At 70.7% G+C, this 18,529-nt stretch carries 14 protein-coding genes and 1 pseudogene; 10 read left to right on the top strand and 5 right to left on the bottom strand.

What is annotated here, in order from left to right; translation table 11 throughout:
• Nucleotides 1-202 precede the first annotated feature (202 nt).
• The 6 genes from ACN28G_RS16200 (at nt 203) to polA (ending at nt 8,064) form a co-directional block, all read left to right on the top strand.
• Nucleotides 203-1,366 carry a branched-chain amino acid ABC transporter substrate-binding protein gene (locus ACN28G_RS16200; protein WP_091440891.1) on the top strand — a complete coding sequence of 388 codons (1,164 nt, stop codon included), beginning with the start codon at nt 203-205 and terminating at the stop codon, nt 1,364-1,366.
• A 99-nt stretch (nt 1,367-1,465) separates the two neighbouring features.
• On the top strand, nt 1,466-2,416 hold the full coding sequence (locus ACN28G_RS16195) for a branched-chain amino acid ABC transporter permease (protein ID WP_091440888.1): 951 nt from the start codon (nt 1,466-1,468) through the stop codon (nt 2,414-2,416).
• Nucleotides 2,413-3,567: a branched-chain amino acid ABC transporter permease gene (locus tag ACN28G_RS16190; RefSeq protein ID WP_091440885.1), complete on the top strand. Its 1,155-nt coding sequence runs from the start codon at nt 2,413-2,415 to the stop codon at nt 3,565-3,567. Before ACN28G_RS16195 ends, ACN28G_RS16190 begins: the two co-directional genes overlap by 4 nt.
• Entirely contained in the window at nt 3,560-4,528 is a 969-nt protein-coding gene (locus ACN28G_RS16185) for an ABC transporter ATP-binding protein (RefSeq protein ID WP_229688204.1), read from the top strand. The genes ACN28G_RS16190 and ACN28G_RS16185 overlap by 8 nt, the downstream gene beginning before the upstream one ends.
• A complete protein-coding gene (locus tag ACN28G_RS16180) occupies nt 4,518-5,228 on the top strand; it encodes an ABC transporter ATP-binding protein (RefSeq protein WP_091440878.1) in 711 nt (236 codons plus the stop codon). The genes ACN28G_RS16185 and ACN28G_RS16180 overlap by 11 nt, the downstream gene beginning before the upstream one ends.
• 136 nt (nt 5,229-5,364) lie before the next feature.
• Entirely contained in the window at nt 5,365-8,064 is a 2,700-nt protein-coding gene (gene polA / locus ACN28G_RS16175; protein ID WP_421479546.1) for a DNA polymerase I, read from the top strand.
• A gap of 9 nt (nt 8,065-8,073) precedes the next feature.
• On the opposite strand, the pseudogene ACN28G_RS16170 reads toward polA, so the two are convergent.
• The 4 genes and pseudogenes from ACN28G_RS16170 to ACN28G_RS16155 form a co-directional block, all read right to left on the bottom strand.
• Nucleotides 8,074-8,412: pseudogene (locus ACN28G_RS16170) on the bottom strand (DUF3140 domain-containing protein); the annotation flags it as partial.
• On the bottom strand, nt 8,402-8,617 hold the full coding sequence (locus ACN28G_RS16165) for a DUF2945 domain-containing protein (RefSeq protein WP_091440868.1): 216 nt from the start codon (nt 8,615-8,617) through the stop codon (nt 8,402-8,404). The gene ACN28G_RS16165 and the pseudogene ACN28G_RS16170, both read right to left, overlap by 11 nt.
• A 116-nt stretch (nt 8,618-8,733) precedes the next feature.
• Complete coding sequence (locus ACN28G_RS16160) at nt 8,734-9,336, bottom strand: Uma2 family endonuclease (protein ID WP_229688203.1); 603 nt, start codon at nt 9,334-9,336, stop codon at nt 8,734-8,736.
• Between the two features lie 104 nt (nt 9,337-9,440).
• Nucleotides 9,441-10,292 carry a class I SAM-dependent methyltransferase gene (locus ACN28G_RS16155; RefSeq protein ID WP_091440865.1) on the bottom strand — a complete coding sequence of 284 codons (852 nt, stop codon included), beginning with the start codon at nt 10,290-10,292 and terminating at the stop codon, nt 9,441-9,443.
• Nucleotides 10,293-10,683: 391 nt separating this feature from the next.
• Here ACN28G_RS16155 and rpsA point away from each other — a divergent pair, with 391 nt between their 5' ends.
• A complete protein-coding gene (gene rpsA / locus ACN28G_RS16150) occupies nt 10,684-12,183 on the top strand; it encodes a 30S ribosomal protein S1 (protein WP_091440861.1) in 1,500 nt (499 codons plus the stop codon).
• Nucleotides 12,184-12,345: 162 nt separating this feature from the next.
• Nucleotides 12,346-13,524 (top strand): dephospho-CoA kinase, encoded by a 1,179-nt coding sequence (gene coaE / locus ACN28G_RS16145; RefSeq protein WP_091440858.1) that lies wholly within the window; start codon nt 12,346-12,348, stop codon nt 13,522-13,524.
• Here the strand turns inward: coaE and ACN28G_RS16140 are convergent.
• Entirely contained in the window at nt 13,430-15,049 is a 1,620-nt protein-coding gene (locus ACN28G_RS16140) for a hypothetical protein (protein ID WP_091440856.1), read from the bottom strand. The two genes, coaE and ACN28G_RS16140, sit on opposite strands and share 95 nt — an antisense overlap.
• Before the next feature lie 300 nt (nt 15,050-15,349).
• Between ACN28G_RS16140 and uvrB the strand changes: the two genes are divergently transcribed.
• Nucleotides 15,350-17,455 carry an excinuclease ABC subunit UvrB gene (gene uvrB, locus ACN28G_RS16135; protein ID WP_091440853.1) on the top strand — a complete coding sequence of 702 codons (2,106 nt, stop codon included), beginning with the start codon at nt 15,350-15,352 and terminating at the stop codon, nt 17,453-17,455.
• 171 nt (nt 17,456-17,626) lie between these two features.
• Complete coding sequence (locus tag ACN28G_RS16130; protein ID WP_091440852.1) at nt 17,627-18,520, top strand: helix-turn-helix domain-containing protein; 894 nt, start codon at nt 17,627-17,629, stop codon at nt 18,518-18,520.
• Nucleotides 18,521-18,529: the final 9 nt, after the last annotated feature.

Below are 18,529 nucleotides of genomic sequence, written 5' to 3'. Positions count from 1 at the left end.
GGAGCGCAACCTTCTTACAGCGATGGTCGCTGTTTCGGCATCGCGTGTAACGGTTCGGTCAATCCCCACTGTCGGGACTTACGCCATCACTCGGCCGTGGGATAACGTCCGCCCCCAGACCGGGATCGCGGTCGGCCTGGTCCACCTCGCAGGGTTCTGTTTCTGCGGCGGGTCGGGCCATCGAACAAGGAGGGTACGAGCCGTGAGGCAGAAGCTCGCACGGGTGCTCGGTGGTGTCGCCATCAGCGCGCTCGTCATCAGTGGCGCGGCCGCGTGTAAGGCCGACAGTGGTAGCGAGGGTACCGGCAGTTCCGCTGCCTGCGACCTCAAGCTTGGTTTCTTCGGGCCGCTGACCGGCGACGCCGCGGGTCTCGGTATTCACATGCGTAACGGCACCAAGCTGGCCATCGACCAGTACAACGCCGAGAACGCGGACTGCAAGGTCAACCTGACCGAGTACGACTCGCAGGGCGACCCGGCCAAGGCCCCGGCGCTGGCCCAGCAGGCGGTCGGCGACACCAAGGTCGTCGGCATCATCGGCCCGGCGTTCTCGGGTGAGTCCGAGGTGGCCGACCCGATCTTCGACCAGGCCGGTCTGCCGATCATCACCCCGTCGGCGACCCGTCCGAGCCTGAGCGAGAAGAACTGGAAGATCTTCCACCGGGGCGTCGGTAACGACACCTCGCAGGGCCCGGCGGCCGGCCGGTACATCAAGGACGTGCTGAAGGCCGAGAAGGTCTACGTCGTCGACGACCAGTCGGCGTACGGCGCGGGTCTGGTGGACGAGGTCAAGAAGGTCCTCGGCACGGTGGCCGGTGAGGACAAGATCCAGGTCAAGCAGACCAACTTCTCCGCCGTCGTCAGCAAGATCGTCGGCAGTGGCGCGACCGCTCTCTTCTTCGGTGGCTACTACACCGAGGCCGGCCTGCTGATCAAGCAGCTGAAGGAGGCCGGTTGGAAGGGCACGATGGTCGCCGGTGACGGCGTCAACGACGCCAACTTCATCAAGGTCGCCGGTGAGCAGGTCGCCGAGGGCACCATCCTGACCTGCCCGTGCGCCCCGGCCACCGCGGCCGAGGGTTCGTTCGTGACCGACTACAAGGCCGCGTTCAACGCCGACCCGGGCACCTACGGCGACGTGTCGTACGACATCACCAAGATCTTCCTTGAGGCCATCAAGGACGGGAAGTCGAGCCGCGAGGACATCCTGGCCTTCATCAAGGCCTACAACAAGGCTGGCTCCGCCACCGGGGTGACCTACAAGTTCGAGTCCAACGGCGAGCTGGACCCGGCTCAGGTCGTGGTCTGGGCGTTCAAGGTCAACGCAGGCCAGGTCGTTCCGGACATCGAGATCCCGAAGGCCTGACCGGAGTAATCCGGTCCCGCCTCACCGGGACGCCATCACGATGCGGCCGGGAGTTCTGCTCCCGGCCGCGCCGTGTGGCCGCACAGTTGGAGCCCTCACGTGAACTTCGCTGAGTTCTTCGGGAACTTTCCCGCACTCACCATAACCGGGTTGGAGCAGGGCGCGATCTATGCGCTCGTGGCCCTCGGCTACACCCTGGTCTACGGCGTTCTCCGCCTGATCAACTTTGCCCACTCCGAGGTCTTCATGGTCGGTACCTTCACCGCCCTGTGGACCTGGCAGGCGCTTGGCTACAGCCAGAACTCCGCCGCTCCGGCGTTCGGCGCCATGCTGGTGGCGGTGATCATCGGTCTGCTCGCGGCGGCGGCGGCCTCCGCCCTCACCGCGGTGACCGTCGAGGTGGTGGCGTACCGCCCGCTGCGCAAGCGCAACGCTCCGCCGCTGGCCTTCCTGATCACCGCGATCGGCGCGTCGTTCGTGATCGCCGAGGCCTTCGGTGTCGGTACCAACCGGGCGCCGTTCGGCATGCCGGTGATGATCCCCTCGGAGACCCTGTTCACCGTCTTCGGTGCCGCGGTCACCAACATCCAGTTGCTGGTCCTCGGCGTCACCCTGGCGATGATGGTGGCGCTCGACCAGTTCGTGAACCGCAGCCGGCTCGGCCGTGGTATCCGGGCGGTGGCCCAGGACGCCGACACGGCGGCCCTGATGGGTGTCAACAAGAACCGGGTCATCATGCTGGTGTTCATCCTCGGTGGTCTGATGGCCGGCGTGGCCGCGCTGCTGTGGAGCCTGCGGTACGGCTACACCAAGTTCAACGTCGGCTTCCTCATCGGGCTGAAGGCGTTCTCCGCCGCTGTCCTCGGCGGCATCGGAAACCTGCGCGGGGCGCTGCTCGGTGGCCTCCTGCTCGGGATCGCGGAGAACTACGCCGCCGGCCTGTTCGGCGGTGAGTGGAAGGACTTCACCGGGTTCGTGCTGCTGGTCGTGTTGCTGATGTTCCGGCCGACCGGTCTGCTCGGCGAGTCGCTGGGGAGGGCCCGCGCATGACCGCGACCGCGGACAAGGGAAAGCTGTCCCAGATGAGGCAGCGCTGGTCGAACATGCCCAAGCAGGTGCGGTGGGCAGGGCTGGTGGCGCTGGTCGCCTTCTTCTACATCCTGCCGAACCGGTGGTTCTACGAGTACCTGGGCTTCCCGATCGGCAGCGAGTACTTCGCGTTCTACACCACCCGGTCGGACTTCGCCGCGGTGCTCTTCGACACCTCGGTCTTCGTGCTGCTGGCGGTCGGCCTGAACGTGGTGGTCGGCTTCACCGGTCTGCTCGACCTGGGGTACTTCGGCTTCTACGCCATCGGCGCGTACACGGTGGCGTTGTTGACCTCGCCGGCGAGCCGGCTGGACCTGACCTGGCCGTGGCTGGCGGCGGTGCCGGTGGCGATCGTGGTCACGATGATCTCCGGTGTCATCCTCGGTACGCCGACGCTGCGGTTGCGCGGTGACTACCTGGCGATCGTGACGCTCGGCTTCGCCGAGATGATCCGGCTCTACGCCGCCCGCACCGACGGCCTGCTGCAGGGCCAGCGGGGCATTCCGGAGGTGCAGCACCCGCCGGGCCCGGTGGTGGACGGCAAGCCGCTGTTCGGGGTGGTCGACTCCAAGCCGTACTACTGGCTGATCCTCACCGTGATCATCCTGGTCATCTTCCTGATGCGGAACCTGGAGCGCAGCCGGGTGGGTCGGGCCTGGGTGGCCATCCGGGAGGACGAGGACGCCGCCGAGATCATGGGCGTGCCCACCTTCAAGTACAAGCTCTGGGCGTTCGCCATCGGCGCGGCGGTGGGTGGTCTGACCGGGGCGATCTTCGCCGGGAAGCAGACCTTCATCAACTCGGACAGCTTCCTGCTGGAGAGCTCGATCCTGGTGCTCGCCGCGGTCATCCTCGGTGGCGCCGGTGGTATCAAGGGAGCCATCATCGGTGGTGCGCTGACCTGGTATCTGCCGGAGTGGTTCCGTGGCTTCGGTGAGATCATCGGGTTGGAGTTCGACACCGCCGAGTACCGCATCCTGATCTTCGGTCTGATCATCATCGTGATGATGATCTTCCGGCCGCAGGGTCTGGTGCCGAACCGGCGGCGGGCGGCGGAGTTCGCCGACCGGCGTAAGGAAGCGGTTCCCCAGGAGACGGTGCCCAGTGAGTGAGCCGAAGATGAACAGCGAGCGGGACGAGTCCAGCGACCGCGACATCACCGCCGACGGGCGGGCCACGGTCGGGGTACCGCCGGAGCCACCGTCGGACGAGGCCAAGCCGGTTGTGCCGGCCACCCCGGCGGAGCCGACCCCGGCCACCGCGGCGGAGCCGGCTCCGGCGACGCCGGGCGCGGCCGGGCGGGAGCCACTGCTGGAGGTCGACCACGTCACGCTCCGTTTCGGCGGCGTGGTCGCCCTCAACGACGTCAACTTCACCCTGTACAAGGGGGAGATCCTCGGTCTGATCGGGCCGAACGGCGCCGGCAAGACGACCTGCTTCAACGCCATGACCGGCGTCTACCGCCCGACCGAGGGTGAGATCCGGTTCAAGGGGGAGCGGGTGAGCGGTCGGCAGCGGTCGTGGATCACCAAGGCGGGCATCGCCCGGACGTTCCAGAACATCCGGCTCTTCCCGGAGATGACCGCGCTGGAGAACGTGATGGTGGGTGCGGACGCCCACCACAAGACCAGCGTCATCTCCGCCATGCTGCGCCTGCCGCGGCACTGGAAGGAGGAGCGGCACGGCCGGGACAAGGCCCACGACCTGCTGAAGTTCGTGGGGATCCCGCGTCGTGCCGGGGACCTGGCCCGCAACCTCTCCTACGGCGAGCAGCGCCGGTTGGAGATCGCCCGGGCGTTGGCCACCGACCCGACCCTGCTCTGCCTGGACGAGCCGGCCGCCGGCTTCACCCCGGCGGAGAAGGAGGAGTTGCTCGTCCTCATCCGCAAGATCCGTGACAGTGGCACCACCGTGCTGCTGATCGAGCACGACATGCGCCTGGTCATGGGGGTCACCGACCGGATCGTCGTGCTGGAGTTCGGCAAGAAGATCGCCGATGGTCTGCCCGCCGACGTGCGGGACGACCCGAAGGTGATCGCCGCGTACCTGGGGGTGCCGACCGATGCTGCTTGAGATCAAGGACCTGACCCTGCTGTACGGGCGGATCCAGGCGCTGCACGGGATCAGCCTGGCGGTCAACGAGGGCGAGGTGGTGGCACTGATCGGCGCCAACGGCGCCGGTAAGACCACCACCATGCGGGCCATCTCCGGGCTGCGCCCGGTGGCGGCCGGCTCGATCGTCTTCGACGGCACCGACGTCACCAAGATGCGCGCCGACCTGCGGGTCATCCGGGGCATCGGGCAGGCACCCGAGGGCCGGGGGGTGTTCCCCGGCATGACGGTGATGGAGAACCTGGAGATGGGTGCCTACACCCGCAAGGACCGGGCGGAGATCCACAAGGACCTGGACATGGTCATGGGTCTCTTCCCCCGGCTCAAGGAGCGGCGCAAGCAGGCCGGTGGCACCCTCTCCGGTGGTGAGCAGCAGATGCTGGCCGTGGGGCGGGCGCTGATGGCCCGGCCCAAGCTGCTGCTGCTCGACGAGCCCTCGATGGGGCTGGCCCCCATGCTGATCCAGCAGATCTTCGAGATCATCACGCAGATCAACCAGCAGGGGACCACGATCCTGCTGGTCGAGCAGAACGCCCAGCAGGCGCTGTCCCGGGCGCACCGGGGCTACGTGCTGGAGACCGGTCGGATCGTCAAGGAGGGCACCGGTCAGGAGCTCCTGCACGACCCGGCGGTCAAGGAGGCGTACCTCGGCGTGGCCTGACCCGTGGCACCGGCAAGCCGGTGGGGGCGCGCTCGCGCCTCCACCGGCTTCGTCGTGTGTGCCTGTCGGCGGGTCGGTCCCGACACGGGCGGAGCGGCCGAGGGGGTTGTCACACCGGCGGACTAGAGTCGCCTGCGTGACAGCTACTACGCCGCGCCTGCTCCTCGTCGACGGACACTCCCTGGCATACCGGGCCTTCTTCGCCCTGCCGGTGGAGAACTTCTCCACCACGACCGGGCAGCCGACCAACGCGGTGTACGGCTTCACCTCGATGTTGATCAACGTGTTGCGCGACGAACGGCCCACCCACATCGTGGTCGCCTTCGACGTCTCCCGCCGCTCCTTCCGCACCGAGCGGTACGCCGAGTACAAGGCCGGCCGCAGCGAGACCCCGGACGACTTCAAGGGCCAGGTCAGTCTGGTCAAGGAGGTGCTGGCCGCGCTGCGCATCCCGGTGGTGGAGAAGGAGGGCTACGAGGCCGACGACGTGCTGGCCACCCTCGCCTGCCAGGGCCGGGACCAGGGCATGTCGGTGCTGGTCAGCAGCGGCGACCGGGACGCCTTCCAGCTCGTCGACGACCGGATCACCGTGCTCTACCCGCGCAAGGGCGTCTCCGACCTGGCCCGGATGGACGCCGCCGCGGTCGAGGCGAAGTACGGTGTCGGCCCGCAGCGTTACCGTGACCTGGCCGCTCTGGTCGGCGAGACCAGCGACAACCTGCCCGGGATTCCCGGGGTCGGGCCGAAGACCGCCGCCAAGTGGATCAACACCTACGGTGGGGTGGAGGGGGTCGTCGCCCGCGCCGACGAGATCAAGGGCAAGGCCGGCGAGAGTCTGCGGGAGCGGCTCGCCGACGTGATCCGCAACTACGAGCTCAACCGGTTGGTCAGTGACCTGGAGCTGCCGCTGCGCCCGGAGGACGCCCGCTGGACCGGCTGGGACCGGGAGGCCGTGCACCAGGTCTTCGACACCCTGGAGTTCCGGATCCTGCGGGACCGCCTCTACCAGTACCTCGACGCCGTCGAGCCGGAGGCCGAGTCCGGGTTCGACCTGACCGGGCAGGTGCTCACCGCGCCGGGCGCCCTGGCCGGCTGGCTGGAGACCCACGCCCCCGCCGGCACCCCGGTCGGGGTGGCGGTCAAGCTGGACACCGGCCCCAACCGGCGGCACACCGCCGGGGTGCTCGGCCTGGCCCTGGCCACCGCCGACGCCGCCGCGGCCTGGGTCGCCCCGGCCACCCTCGAGGCGACCGACGAGAACGCCCTGGCCGGCTGGCTGGCCGACCCGGCCCGGCCGAAGGTCCTGCACGACAGCAAGCCTGCGGTGCTCGCGTTCGCCGCCGCCGGCTGGTCGTTGGCCGGCATCGCCCGGGACACCCAGATCGCCGCCTACCTGGCCCGCCCCGACCAGCGGTCCTACGACCTGACCGACCTGGCCCTGCGCTACCTGCACCGGGAGCTGCGGGTGGACGCGCCGGAGACCGGGCAACTGACCCTGGACGGGCTGGGCGACGACGGCCAGGCCGAGGAGAACCTGATGCTCCAGGCCCGCGCCACCCTCGACCTGGCCGACGCCATCGACGCGGAGCTGTCCCGCGACGGCGAGCAGTCGGCCCGGTTGATGGCCGAGGTGGAGTTGCCGCTGATGCGGGTCCTGGCCGACATGGAACGGATCGGCATCGCCGCCGACACCGACTACCTGACGGAGTTGGAGGCGCACTTCGCCGCCGAGGTGAAGGCCGCCGCGCAGGCCGCGTACCGGGTGGTGGACCGGGAGTTCAACCTGGGCTCGCCGAAGCAGCTGCAGGAGATCCTCTTCGGTGAGCTGGGCCTGCCCAAGACCAAGAAGATCAAGACCGGGTACACCACCGACGCCGACGCGCTGGGCTGGCTCTACGCGCAGACCGAGCACCCGTTGTTGCACCACCTGCTGCGGCACCGGGACGTGGCCAGGCTCAAGTCCACCGTGGACGGTCTGCTCAAGTCGATCTCCGACGACGGGCGGATCCACACCACCTTCAACCAGACGGTGGCGGCCACCGGTCGGCTCTCCTCCACCGAACCCAACCTGCAGAACATCCCGATCCGCACCGAGGAGGGCCGGCGGATCCGTCGGGCCTTCGTGGTGGGGCAGGGCTACGACTGTCTGCTGACCGCCGACTACAGCCAGATCGAGATGCGGATCATGGCGCACCTGTCCTCGGACGAGGCGCTGATCGAGGCGTTCAACTCCGGCCACGACTTCCACGCCGCCACCGCCTCCTCGGTCTTCGAGGTCGCCGTCGAGACGGTCACCGCCGACCAGCGTCGCAAGATCAAGGCGATGAACTACGGCCTGGCGTACGGGCTGAGCGCGTTCGGTCTCTCCCAGCAGCTCGGCATCACCGCCGAGGAGGCCCGGGCGCTGATGGAGAACTACTTCGCCGGCTTCGGTGGGGTCCGCGACTACCTGCACGAGGTGGTCGCCAAGGCCCGACAGGACGGCTACACCTCCACCGTCCTCGGCCGCCGGCGGTACCTTCCCGATCTGGTGAGCGACAACCGGCAGCGCCGGGAGATGGCCGAACGGATGGCGCTCAACGCCCCGATCCAGGGCTCGGCCGCCGACCTCATCAAGCTGGCCATGCTGCACGTGGACACCGCGCTGCGCTCCGCCGGCCTGCGGTCACGGATGCTGCTGCAGGTGCACGACGAGTTGGTCTTCGAGGTCGCGCCGGGCGAGCGGGAGGCGCTGGAGGCGTTGGTCCGCAAGGAGATGGGCGCGGCGTACCCGCTCTCGGTGCCGCTGGAGGTCTCCGTCGGTGAGGGCACCGACTGGAACAGCGCCGACCACTGAGCCGGGTCACCGTAGTGGATCGTGGCCCCAGTTCATCAGCGACCAGCGCCACCGGGTGTCCCGGACGTCGCCGGACGGGCGTTGGGCGAGGTGCCGGTGCACGTACCCGATGACCTTGCGCATGTGTGCGTAGTCCTGGGCGGTCAGGTCGGCGCGTTTGCGCCGCAGCAGGTCGACGATCCGCCGGCCGGAGGCGTGTCCGACCGACTCGCCGCCCTTGGTGCCCTTCTTCCGCCAGCCGACGTGTGCGGACTCGTCGCTGGCCAACCACGCCGACAGTTCACCGGGGGTCATGTTGACCGCCTCGCCGAACTCGCGGTAGGTGTCGCGTCCCTGGTCACGACTCATGGCGTAGCGCCTCCGGTCGGTGTGCGACGTCCCGGCCCGAGTGGTCGTTGCGAATGCGGTACTGGGGCTGCTGCGGACTGGCGTCGACGGCGCGTCCACTCACCCGGGTCCGTTCGGTCAACTCCTCGGTGACCACCCCGCGTCCCCGGCCGCTGTGGCTGGCCCAGGAGACGTGGTCACCCTTGCGGAACCTCTGCTCGGCCATGACCGGCGGGTACCCGCCGTGGCGGCGGAATAACGACCGCGCTTCGGCCCGGCCACCCCAGGGTGCCGTGGCGTTGCCGGCGACGCGTGGCCGGGCCGGGGAGGTGCTGGTCGGGGTCAGGGGGTGATGTCGGCGACCGGGAGCTTGAGGACGAACGGCTCGGTCAGCTCGATCACGTCGGCGCTGTCGGTGACCAGCTCGTACTGGGGCACACCGGCCGGACCGGGCTGCTCGCCGAGCCGGTACGCGTAGACGTGCACCGGGTTCTGCTCGATCCGCCAGTAGTGGGCGATCCCGACGGCGGCGTACTCGCCGGGTTTGGCGAACCGGTCGGTCCACCGGGTGCCGGGGGAGACGATCTCGACGGCGAGCACGACGTCCGCCGGATGCAGCAGGGACCGGTCCCGGTCCACCTCGGCGTGGCGCAGCAGGACGTCGGGTTGGCGGCTGGTGTTGGCCGAGAGGGCCACGCCGACCGCCTGCGAGGCGCGCAGGTGGCGCGGCGCGTGTTCGGCCAGCCAGCGCCACAGCAGACTGGCGATGTCCTGGTGGCCCAGGGTGGGGGAGGGTGTCACCCGAATGACTCCGTCGACGAGTTCGACGCGGGGGGCGTCGTCCGGCAGGTTGCGCAGGTCGGCAAGCGTGTAGTCGGCACGCTGCTGCCGGATCGGGTCCGGACACCAGGGGCCAGGTGATGTCGGGATCGGTTCGGCACTCATCGGCTCAGCGTAGCCCCGCTCCGGCCCGCCGACGTCGCACCGCCGGTGCGACGGTTCCGTTGGACCGGCACCGGCACCGGCACCGGCACCGGCACCCGGCCGGGTCACGGCGCGGGCTTCTCGGCGACGAAGATGGCGGTACCGGGGAAGAGCCGGCCGCGCAGCGGGCTCCACTGTCCCCAGACGCCCTCGTGACCCGCCGGCCACTCCGGCTCCACCAGGTCGGTCAGGCGGAACCCGGCGTCGACCAGCTCCCGGATCCGGTCACCGAGGGTGCGGTGCTGCTCGACGTAGGTGGGCGTGCCGGTGGCGTCCTGTTCGACGTACGGGCTGCGGTCGAAGTACGAGTGCACGGCCCGCAGGCCGCCCTCGCCCGGGTCGTCGAGGAAGATCCACCGCATCGGGTGGGTGACCGAGAAGACCCACCGGCCGCCCGGGCGCAGCACCCGGTGCACCTCGCGCATCACCGCGGCCGAGTCGGCCACGAAGGGGATCGCCCCGAACGCGGTGCAGGCGGTGTCGAAGGCGGCGTCGCCGAAGGGCAACGCCAGGGCGTCGGCCTGCACCAGCGGCACCCGTACCCCGGTGCGGTCGGCGGCCTGGCGGGCGTGGCGCAACATGCCGGCGGAGAGGTCCACGGCCACCGCCTGGGCGCCCTGGGTGGCCAGCCAGCGGGCGGCGGCGGCAGCACCGCAGCCGACCTCGAGGATCCGCCGGCCGGCCAGTTTGCCGAGCAACCGGGCATCGGCCTCGCGTACCCCCTCCGGACACCACACGAAGTCCAGGTCACCGAGGAAGGCGCCGTGCTCGGCCTGGTAGTTGTCGGCGTCGACGTCCCACCAGACCCGGCTGGCCCGGCGGGCATCCGTGTCGGTCACCGGGCGGCGCAGCACACCCGGATCCTCGGATCCGGCCGGCTCGTCCGGTCCGGTGTTGCCGGGCTGGTCGTCGGTCACCCCGGCAGTCTAGGGGCCGTCCGGGCCGGTCCCCGGCACGCGTGGACCGGGGGTGTCGCGGGTCTGGTGGCCGGATTCCCGGGCTGCGATCAGCGGGACCTTTCGCCTGTGTGCCCCTTTTTCGGCGCAGAGCGGACCGCTCGGGCCACAAAGCGGGCCGGATCACGTACCCCGGGGCTTGCACGCTGTGGTAATGCACACGGTAGGGTGGTGGATGCGCTCGCGGATCGTGTGCCTCGGCAGGGAGCAGGTGCGCGGCCACCGGAGCCACTAATGATCTTCTGACGGCGATCGTTCGGTGTGCCCCGGCAGGCGGATCCGTTGGCGCGAACAGGTCACCGCAACACACCAGCCTGCTGTGACACACCATCCGACCGGAGCAACCGCCCACATGACGAGCAGCATCGAGGCCCCCTCGAGCGCCAACAAGGTCACCGTCGACGACATCGGTTCCGAGGAAGCTTTCCTCGCCGCGATCGACGAGACCATCAAGTACTTCAACGACGGCGACATTGTCGAAGGCACCGTCGTCAAGGTCGATCGGGACGAGGTCCTGCTCGACATCGGCTACAAGACCGAGGGTGTCATCCCCTCTCGGGAGTTGTCGATCAAGCACGACGTGGACCCGGCCGAGGTCGTGTCGGTGGGCGACCACATCGAGGCCCTTGTCCTCCAGAAGGAGGACAAGGAGGGGCGTCTGATCCTCTCGAAGAAGCGCGCGCAGTACGAGCGGGCGTGGGGCACGATCGAGAAGATCAAGGACGAGGACGGGGTCGTCCGCGGTTCGGTCATCGAGGTGGTCAAGGGTGGCCTCATCCTCGACATCGGGCTGCGCGGCTTCCTGCCCGCCTCTCTGGTCGAGATGCGGCGCGTGCGTGACCTGCAGCCCTACGTCGGCCGCGAGCTCGAAGCCAAGATCATCGAGCTGGACAAGAACCGCAACAACGTGGTCCTGTCCCGCCGGGCCTGGCTGGAGCAGACGCAGTCCGAGGTGCGCACCGAGTTCCTCAACAAGCTCCAGAAGGGGCAGGTCCGCAAGGGCGTCGTCTCCTCGATCGTCAACTTCGGCGCGTTCGTCGACCTCGGCGGCGTGGACGGCCTGGTGCACGTCTCCGAGCTGTCCTGGAAGCACATCGACCACCCGTCCGAGGTGGTCGAGGTCGGCCAGGAGGTCGAGGTCGAGGTGCTCGACGTCGACCTGGACCGCGAGCGCGTCTCGCTGTCGCTGAAGGCGACCCAGGAGGACCCGTGGCGGCAGTTCGCCCGGACCCACGCGATCCAGCAGATCGTGCCGGGTAAGGTCACCAAGCTGGTGCCGTTCGGTGCCTTCGTCCGGGTCGACGACGGCATCGAGGGCCTGGTCCACATCTCCGAGCTGGCCGAGCGCCACGTGGAGATCCCGGAGCAGGTCGTCCAGGTCGGCTCCGAGGTCATGGTCAAGGTCATCGACATCGACCTGGAGCGTCGCCGGATCTCGCTCTCGCTCAAGCAGGCCAACGAGGGCTTCGTCGAGGGCGAGGAGCACTTCGACCCGACCCTCTACGGCATGGCCGCCGAGTACGACGACCAGGGCAACTACAAGTACCCCGAAGGCTTCGACCCGGAGACCGGGGAGTGGCTCGAGGGCTACGACAAGCAGCGCGAGGAGTGGGAGACGCAGTACGCCGAGGCCCGTCAGCGCTGGGAGGCACACACCAAGCAGGTGCAGACCTCCCGGGCCGCCGACGCCGAGGCCGCTGCGAACCCGGCTCCGGTCGTGTCGGCCGGTGCCGGCACCACCACCTCGACCTCGTCGTCGGCGCCGAGCCGGCAGAACGAGGAGCCGGCCGGCACGCTGGCCACCGACGAGGCGCTCGCCGCCCTGCGGGAGAAGCTCGCCGGCGGCAAGTGACCGCTGAGGGCGCTCGCTGAGGACAACGGGCCCCGCCGCGACGATCCGGTACCCCCGGACCGTCGGGGCGGGGCCCTGCCCGTTTCCGCGTCCCGGTGGTCGCCGCGGGGTGAACCGGGCGAAGGCGTTGGCGCACCGGTGCCGATCGGGTTGACTGGGCTGATGCTGCGCGTGGGACTGACCGGCGGGATCGGATCGGGTAAGAGTGCCGTGGCGAGCCGCCTGCGGGAGCTGGGCGCGGTGCTCGTCGACGCCGACCGGGTGGCCCGCGAGGTGGTGGCCCCCGGCACCGACGGCCTGGCCGAGGTGGTGGCCACCTTCTCCGAACGGGTGCTCGGCCCCGACGGGGCACTGGACCGGGCCGCCCTGGGCGCGGTGGTGTTCGGCGACGAGACGGCCCGACGGCGGTTGGAGGCGATCACCCATCCCCGGGTCCGGGTCCGTACCGCCGAACTGGTCGCTGCCGCAGCGCCGGACGCGATCGTGGTCAACGACGTACCGCTGCTGGTCGAGGTGGGGCTCGCGCCGACGTACCACCTGGTGGTGGTGGTGCAGACGGCCGTGCCCGTCCGGTTGGCGCGGCTGGCCCGTGACCGGGGGATGAGCCGGGCGGAGGCCGAGCGGCGGATCGCCGCGCAGGCCGACGACGAGCGACGCCGCGCGGTCGCGGACGTCCTGGTGACCAACGACGGGAGCCTGGCCGAGCTGCACGAACAGGTGGACGCGCTCTGGCGGGAGCGGCTGCTGCCCTACGCGGAGAACCTGCGCCGCCGCCGGGCGGTCAGCCCACCGCGGACCGGATTGACCGGGCCGGACCCGACCTGGCCGCAGCAGTACGCGCGGCTGGCGGCCCGGATCCGGCACGCGCTCGCCCCGGCCGAGCCCCGCGTCGACCACATCGGTCCGACCGCCGTGCCGGGTCTGGCCGCCCCGGACGTCATCGACATCCAGCTCACCGTGGAAACCCTTGCCGACGCGGACGGGCCGCTCGCCGACCGGCTCGTCGACGCCGGTTTTCCCCGCCGGCCCGGACAGTGGTGGGACCGGGCCGGGTCGGCCGGCGGCGAGCGGGTGGCGAAGCGGCTGCACGGCAGCGCCGACCCGGGTCGTCCGGTACGCCTGCACCTGCGCCAGGTCGACGCGCCGACCTGGCGTTGCGCTCTGCTGCTCCGCGACCACCTGCGTGCCGCCCCCGACCAGCGGGTCGGGTATCCGGCGCCGGGCCGGGAGCCGACCGCCGCGCCGGCTACCGGCGGCTGCCCGACGGCGCGGGATCCGGGGTGCGAGGAGGAGCACCGACGGGCCGAGCGGTGGGCCGAGCGGACGGGGTGGCGGCCGTGAGCGCCGACAGGCGTGGCACCGGCCCGGGCACCAGGTCGAGCTGACTCCAGGTGCTGGCGGCGGTGCGCAGCTCCAACCGGCGGAGCAGGCCGTCGCGGTCGATCCAGTAGCGCAGCGGGGCCGCACCGTCGGGCACCTCGATGACGTCCACGGTCCGTTCCGCGAGCCGGTCCTCGCGCAGCCGCACGGCCGACGCCTCGGACACGTCCGTCCGGCCGGCCCGCAGCGCCGCCGCGAGCAGCCGGTCGGGGTCGGTCCGGTCGGTGCGGATGGACCGCCAGCCGGTCGTCGGTGGCGGCAGCGGCGGCCGCCCCGGCGCCTCGGCGGTGCCGTCGGCGGCTGCGGCCCGGGTCACCAACCTGGCCGCCCCGGTCCGGTCGTGTCGCAGCAGCGTCCGCTGACCCGGTGTGGCCAGGTCGGCGACCGACAGGTACGCCGACCGCTCGGTCCAGCTCACCCAGCCGGCGCCGCGCAGATTGGTCGACGCGGTGACCGGCGCGGTCAGGGTCAGCCGGGCGCCGCCGGTGGCGCGCAGCCGGGTCGCCAGCCGGGTGAACCGCCGTCGTTCGACCTCGGTGAGCGCCCGGGGCAGTCCGGGCCGGCCGCCCAGGGCGGGCACCGGCCGCAGCACCGGACGGTCCGCGCGCAGCAGCTCCACGGTCAGCGGTACGCCTCCGGGCAGGCGGGTCGTCAGGCGGTGCAGGCGGGCGTCCCGGTCGAGCCAGAGGCGCGGCTGGTCGTCGAGCGCCGGGGCGCCGGGCAGCGCGGCCCGGAGGATGTCCAGTGGTCCACCGGCGGCGTCGGCACGGCCCAGCCACCGGGCCTCGTCGCCGGTGGCGACCGGGTCGGGTTGCGGTGCGGCCAGGGCGAACACCAGGCGGAGCACGACGTCCAGGGCACGCTCGGCAGACGGCTCGCGCAGCCGCCAGCGGTCGGCCGGGGGCAGCAGCGGGGGCAGCGCGGGGGTGGGCACCGCGGTGGGGTCCGGCCGGGTCAGCGCCACGGTGGGGGTGGCCTGGAGCAGCCCTCGTTCGTCACCGGCGCCGGGACCGCCGACATCGAGGTAGACAAGTGGGCGGGCCCAGTCGATCCAGCCGAGCAGGTCGGTGCGGTTGCCACCGGCGCCGATGACGACCCGCAGGCCGGCACGGACGTCCCGGTGGTTGGTGACCCGCATCGCGGCGAGCCGTTCGGCTTCGGCGGCGGTGGCCGCCCGGTCGGCGGCGGGCGGTTCGGGCACCCAGGTCAGCAGGACGGCGACCAGCGCGACGGCGGAGGCGGCAGCCGTGGTGGTCAGGGCCACCAGCATCCGCCGCCGCAGGCGGACGAGCTCCGCCGGGGTGCCGGCGTCGTCGTCCGGGCCATCGTGGTCGTGGTCGCCGCCGGCGGCGGGGCTGCTGACCGTTGTGCCGTTGCCGGCCGGGCCACGGACCGCCGTGCCGTTGCCGGCGGGGCTGCTGACCGCCGTGCCGTTGCCGGCGGACGCCGGGGGGCTGACGCGCCCGGATCGGGCTGAGTTGGTCACGCAGGGTTGAACTGTCGGGGTGACCGGTGGGTGACGAGCAGGGGCGCCCGCGGCGGCCGGTCTGCGCGCCAGGCGCGACCACGTCCGGTGCGCACGCCGGGATGAACCGGGTGCTGCGACCCTCTGTGCCGGGGGCAGCCGGCCGATGAAGCCTGGCCGCCGGCCCGGTCGGCCGCCGCGAGCGGCCTACGGCTCATACCCTAGCGCGGTGAAATGCGCCACACAATGCGAATATAGAAGCCGATCACCAACTCTCGGTAGCCGGCCGAGGGTGTCGGACCCCCGGCGTACGGTGGGGTCATGGCGCTCGACATTCCTCGGCTCGACGGCCGTTTCCAGGTCGTCAGCGAGTTCCAGCCGGCCGGTGACCAACCGGCGGCGATCGACGATCTGGAGCGGCGGGTCCGCCGCGGTGACCGCAACACGGTGCTGCTCGGCGCGACCGGCACCGGCAAGAGCGCCACCACCGCGTGGCTGGTCGAGCGGTTGCAGCGCCCGACGCTGGTGCTCGCCCCCAACAAGACGCTCTGCGCGCAGCTGGCCAAGGAGTTCAGCGAGTTGCTCCCGCACAACGCGGTGGAGTACTTCGTCTCCTACTACGACTACTACCAGCCCGAGGCCTACATTCCGCAGACCGACACCTACATCGAGAAGGACTCCTCGATCAACGAGGAGGTGGAGCGGCTGCGGCACTCGGCCACCATGTCGCTGCTCACCCGTCGGGACGTGATCGTGGTCGCCACCGTCTCGGCGATCTACGGCCTGGGCACCCCGGAGGAGTATCTCGACCAGGCCGTCCGGATCGCCGTCGGGCAGGAGTTGGACCGCGACGAGTTGCTCCGTCGGCTGGTCGACAACCGTTACACCCGCAACGACGTGGCCTTCAACCGGGGCACCTTCCGGGTCCGGGGCGACACGCTGGAGATCATTCCGGCGTACGAGGAGATGGCGGTCCGGATCGAGCTCTTCGGCGACGAGGTGGAGAAGCTCTACTACCTCAATCCGCTCACCGGGGACGTGGTCCGTGAGGTCGACGGGCTGATGATCTTCCCGGCCACCCACTACGCGGCCGGGCCGGAGCGGATGGAGCGGGCCATCGGCGACATCGAGGCCGAGCTGGCCGAGCGGTTGGCCGAGCTGGACCGGCAGGGCAAGCTGCTGGAGGCCCAGCGGCTGCGGATGCGCACCACCTACGACATCGAGATGATGCGCCAGGTCGGCTTCTGCTCCGGCATCGAGAACTACTCCATGCACATGGACGGTCGGTTGCCCGGCAGCCCGCCGCACTGTCTGCTCGACTACTTCCCGGACGACTTCCTGACCGTGGTCGACGAGTCGCACGTGACGATTCCCCAGATCGGCGGCATGTTCGAGGGCGACGCGTCGCGTAAGCGGATGCTGATCGACCACGGCTTCCGGCTGCCCAGCGCCGCCGACAACCGGCCGCTGCGCTTCGACGAGTTCCTGGAGCGGGTCGGGCAGATGGTCTTCCTGTCGGCGACCCCCGGCTCCTGGGAGCTGGAGCAGGCCCAGGGGGAGTACGTCGAGCAGGTGATCCGCCCGACCGGCCTGGTCGACCCGGAGGTCGTCGTCAAGCCGACCAAGGGGCAGATCGACGACCTGATGCACGAGATCAAGCTGCGCACCGAGCGCGACGAGCGGGTGCTGGTCACCACCCTGACCAAGAAGATGGCCGAGGACCTGTCGGACTACCTGCTGGAGAACGGCATCCGGGTGCGCTACCTGCACTCCGAGGTCGACACGCTGCGCCGGGTGGAGCTGCTGCGCGAGTTGCGCAAGGGCGACTACGACGTGCTGGTCGGCATCAACCTGCTGCGGGAGGGGCTCGACCTGCCAGAGGTCTCGCTGGTGGCGATCCTCGACGCCGACAAGGAGGGTTTCCTGCGCAGCGGCCGGTCGCTGATCCAGACCATCGGTCGGGCCGCCCGTAACGTCTCCGGTCAGGTCCACATGTACGCCGACAAGGTGACCCCGTCGATGGCGGGCGCGATCGAGGAGACCAACCGGCGGCGGGCCAAGCAGATCGCGCACAACGAGGCGCACGGGATCAGCCCGGAGCCGTTGCGGAAGAAGATCCACGACATCCTGGACGACATCTACCGCGAGGCCGAGGACACCGAGAACACCCGGGTCGGTGGCGCGGCCCGGCAGTTGTCCCGGGGCAAGGCGCCGGTGGGCCAGACCCGCAGCCGCAGCCGGACGGACACCACCCCGTCGAGGGAGGGAATGGCCCGGGCCGACCTCGCCCAGCTCATCCAGGAGCTCAACGACCAGATGCTCGCCGCCGCCCGGGAGCTGCAGTTCGAGTTGGCCGCCCGGATCCGTGACGAGGTCGCCGACCTCAAGAAGGAGCTGCGCGGCATGGACGCCGCCGGGGTGACGTGATGCCGGGGCGTTCCCCCGGACGGCAGCGCCGGTGGGTCGGGGCGGATCGTGGGAGCGGCCGAGGGCTCCCGGTGAAACGACGTAACCGTCCCATTAAGGGCGGTAGCTAACAGCAAGGGAAGTATTGCCCTGAGTGACGGACCTGCGTAGTCTGCCACCTGGGGAGGCCGCATGCCGTTGCCAACGAGTCCTGTCATCCGCCGTGCGCGCCTGGGCGCCGAGCTGCGTCAACTGCGCCGACACGCGACGCTCACCCTGGAACAGGTCTGCGACCGACTGGGGTGGGCGTCGACGTCGAAGCTGTCCCGCATCGAGTTGGGGCAGAGCCGGCCGGACCTCGCCGACGTGCTGGACCTGCTCGACGTCTACCAGGTGCCGACGGCCCAACGGGAGGCGCTCATCGTCATCGCCCGGGACGCGGCGACCGGCCGCGGCTGGTGGAAGTCGCTGAGCGAGATGAGTGAGCGCCAGCGCACCTACGCCGAGCTGGAGGCCGGCGCGGCGGCCATCGTGGAGTACCAGCCGGCGGTGCTGCCCGGTCTGCTGCAGAGCGCCGCGTACGCCCGCCTCCGGGTCGAGGCGGGCCGGCTGGTCAGCCCGGACATCGACGTGGAGGCCGACGTGCGGGCCCGGCTCGCTCGCCAGGAGGTGCTGGGCCGACCCCACCCGCCGGACTACACAGCGCTGCTCGACGAGGCCGCCTGCGACCCGCTCGGTGTGCCCGAGGAGGTGTGGCAGGAGCAGCTGCGACACCTCCTCGGCCTCGCCGGCCGGCCGAACGTGACGGTACGGGTGCTGCCCCGGGGAGCCGCACTACGGGCCGGGCTGCATCCACTCGCCCCGTTCTCCTGCTACTCGTTTCCCGACCCCGCCGACCCGCGCACCGTGATGCTGGAGACGTTGACCACCGACGTGCGGCTGGGCACGGAGGCCGACGTCGAGCGGTACCAGCGGACGGCCGAGTGGCTGGCCGCGCTCGCGCTGGACGCGGGGGAGACGCTGGCGTGGCTGCGCGAGCAGCTGGTCGACCCGTCCAACGGCCACCGTCCGGCCGACCCGGAGTGAGCCCGACGG

Origin of the sequence: Micromonospora sp. WMMA1923, assembly GCF_049179195.1 — a bacterium.
Classification (GTDB): Bacteria; Actinomycetota; Actinomycetes; order Mycobacteriales; family Micromonosporaceae; genus Micromonospora; species Micromonospora yangpuensis.
Note: the sequence above shows the minus strand (reverse complement) of the source record. Positions and strands in the feature narration are given on the sequence as shown.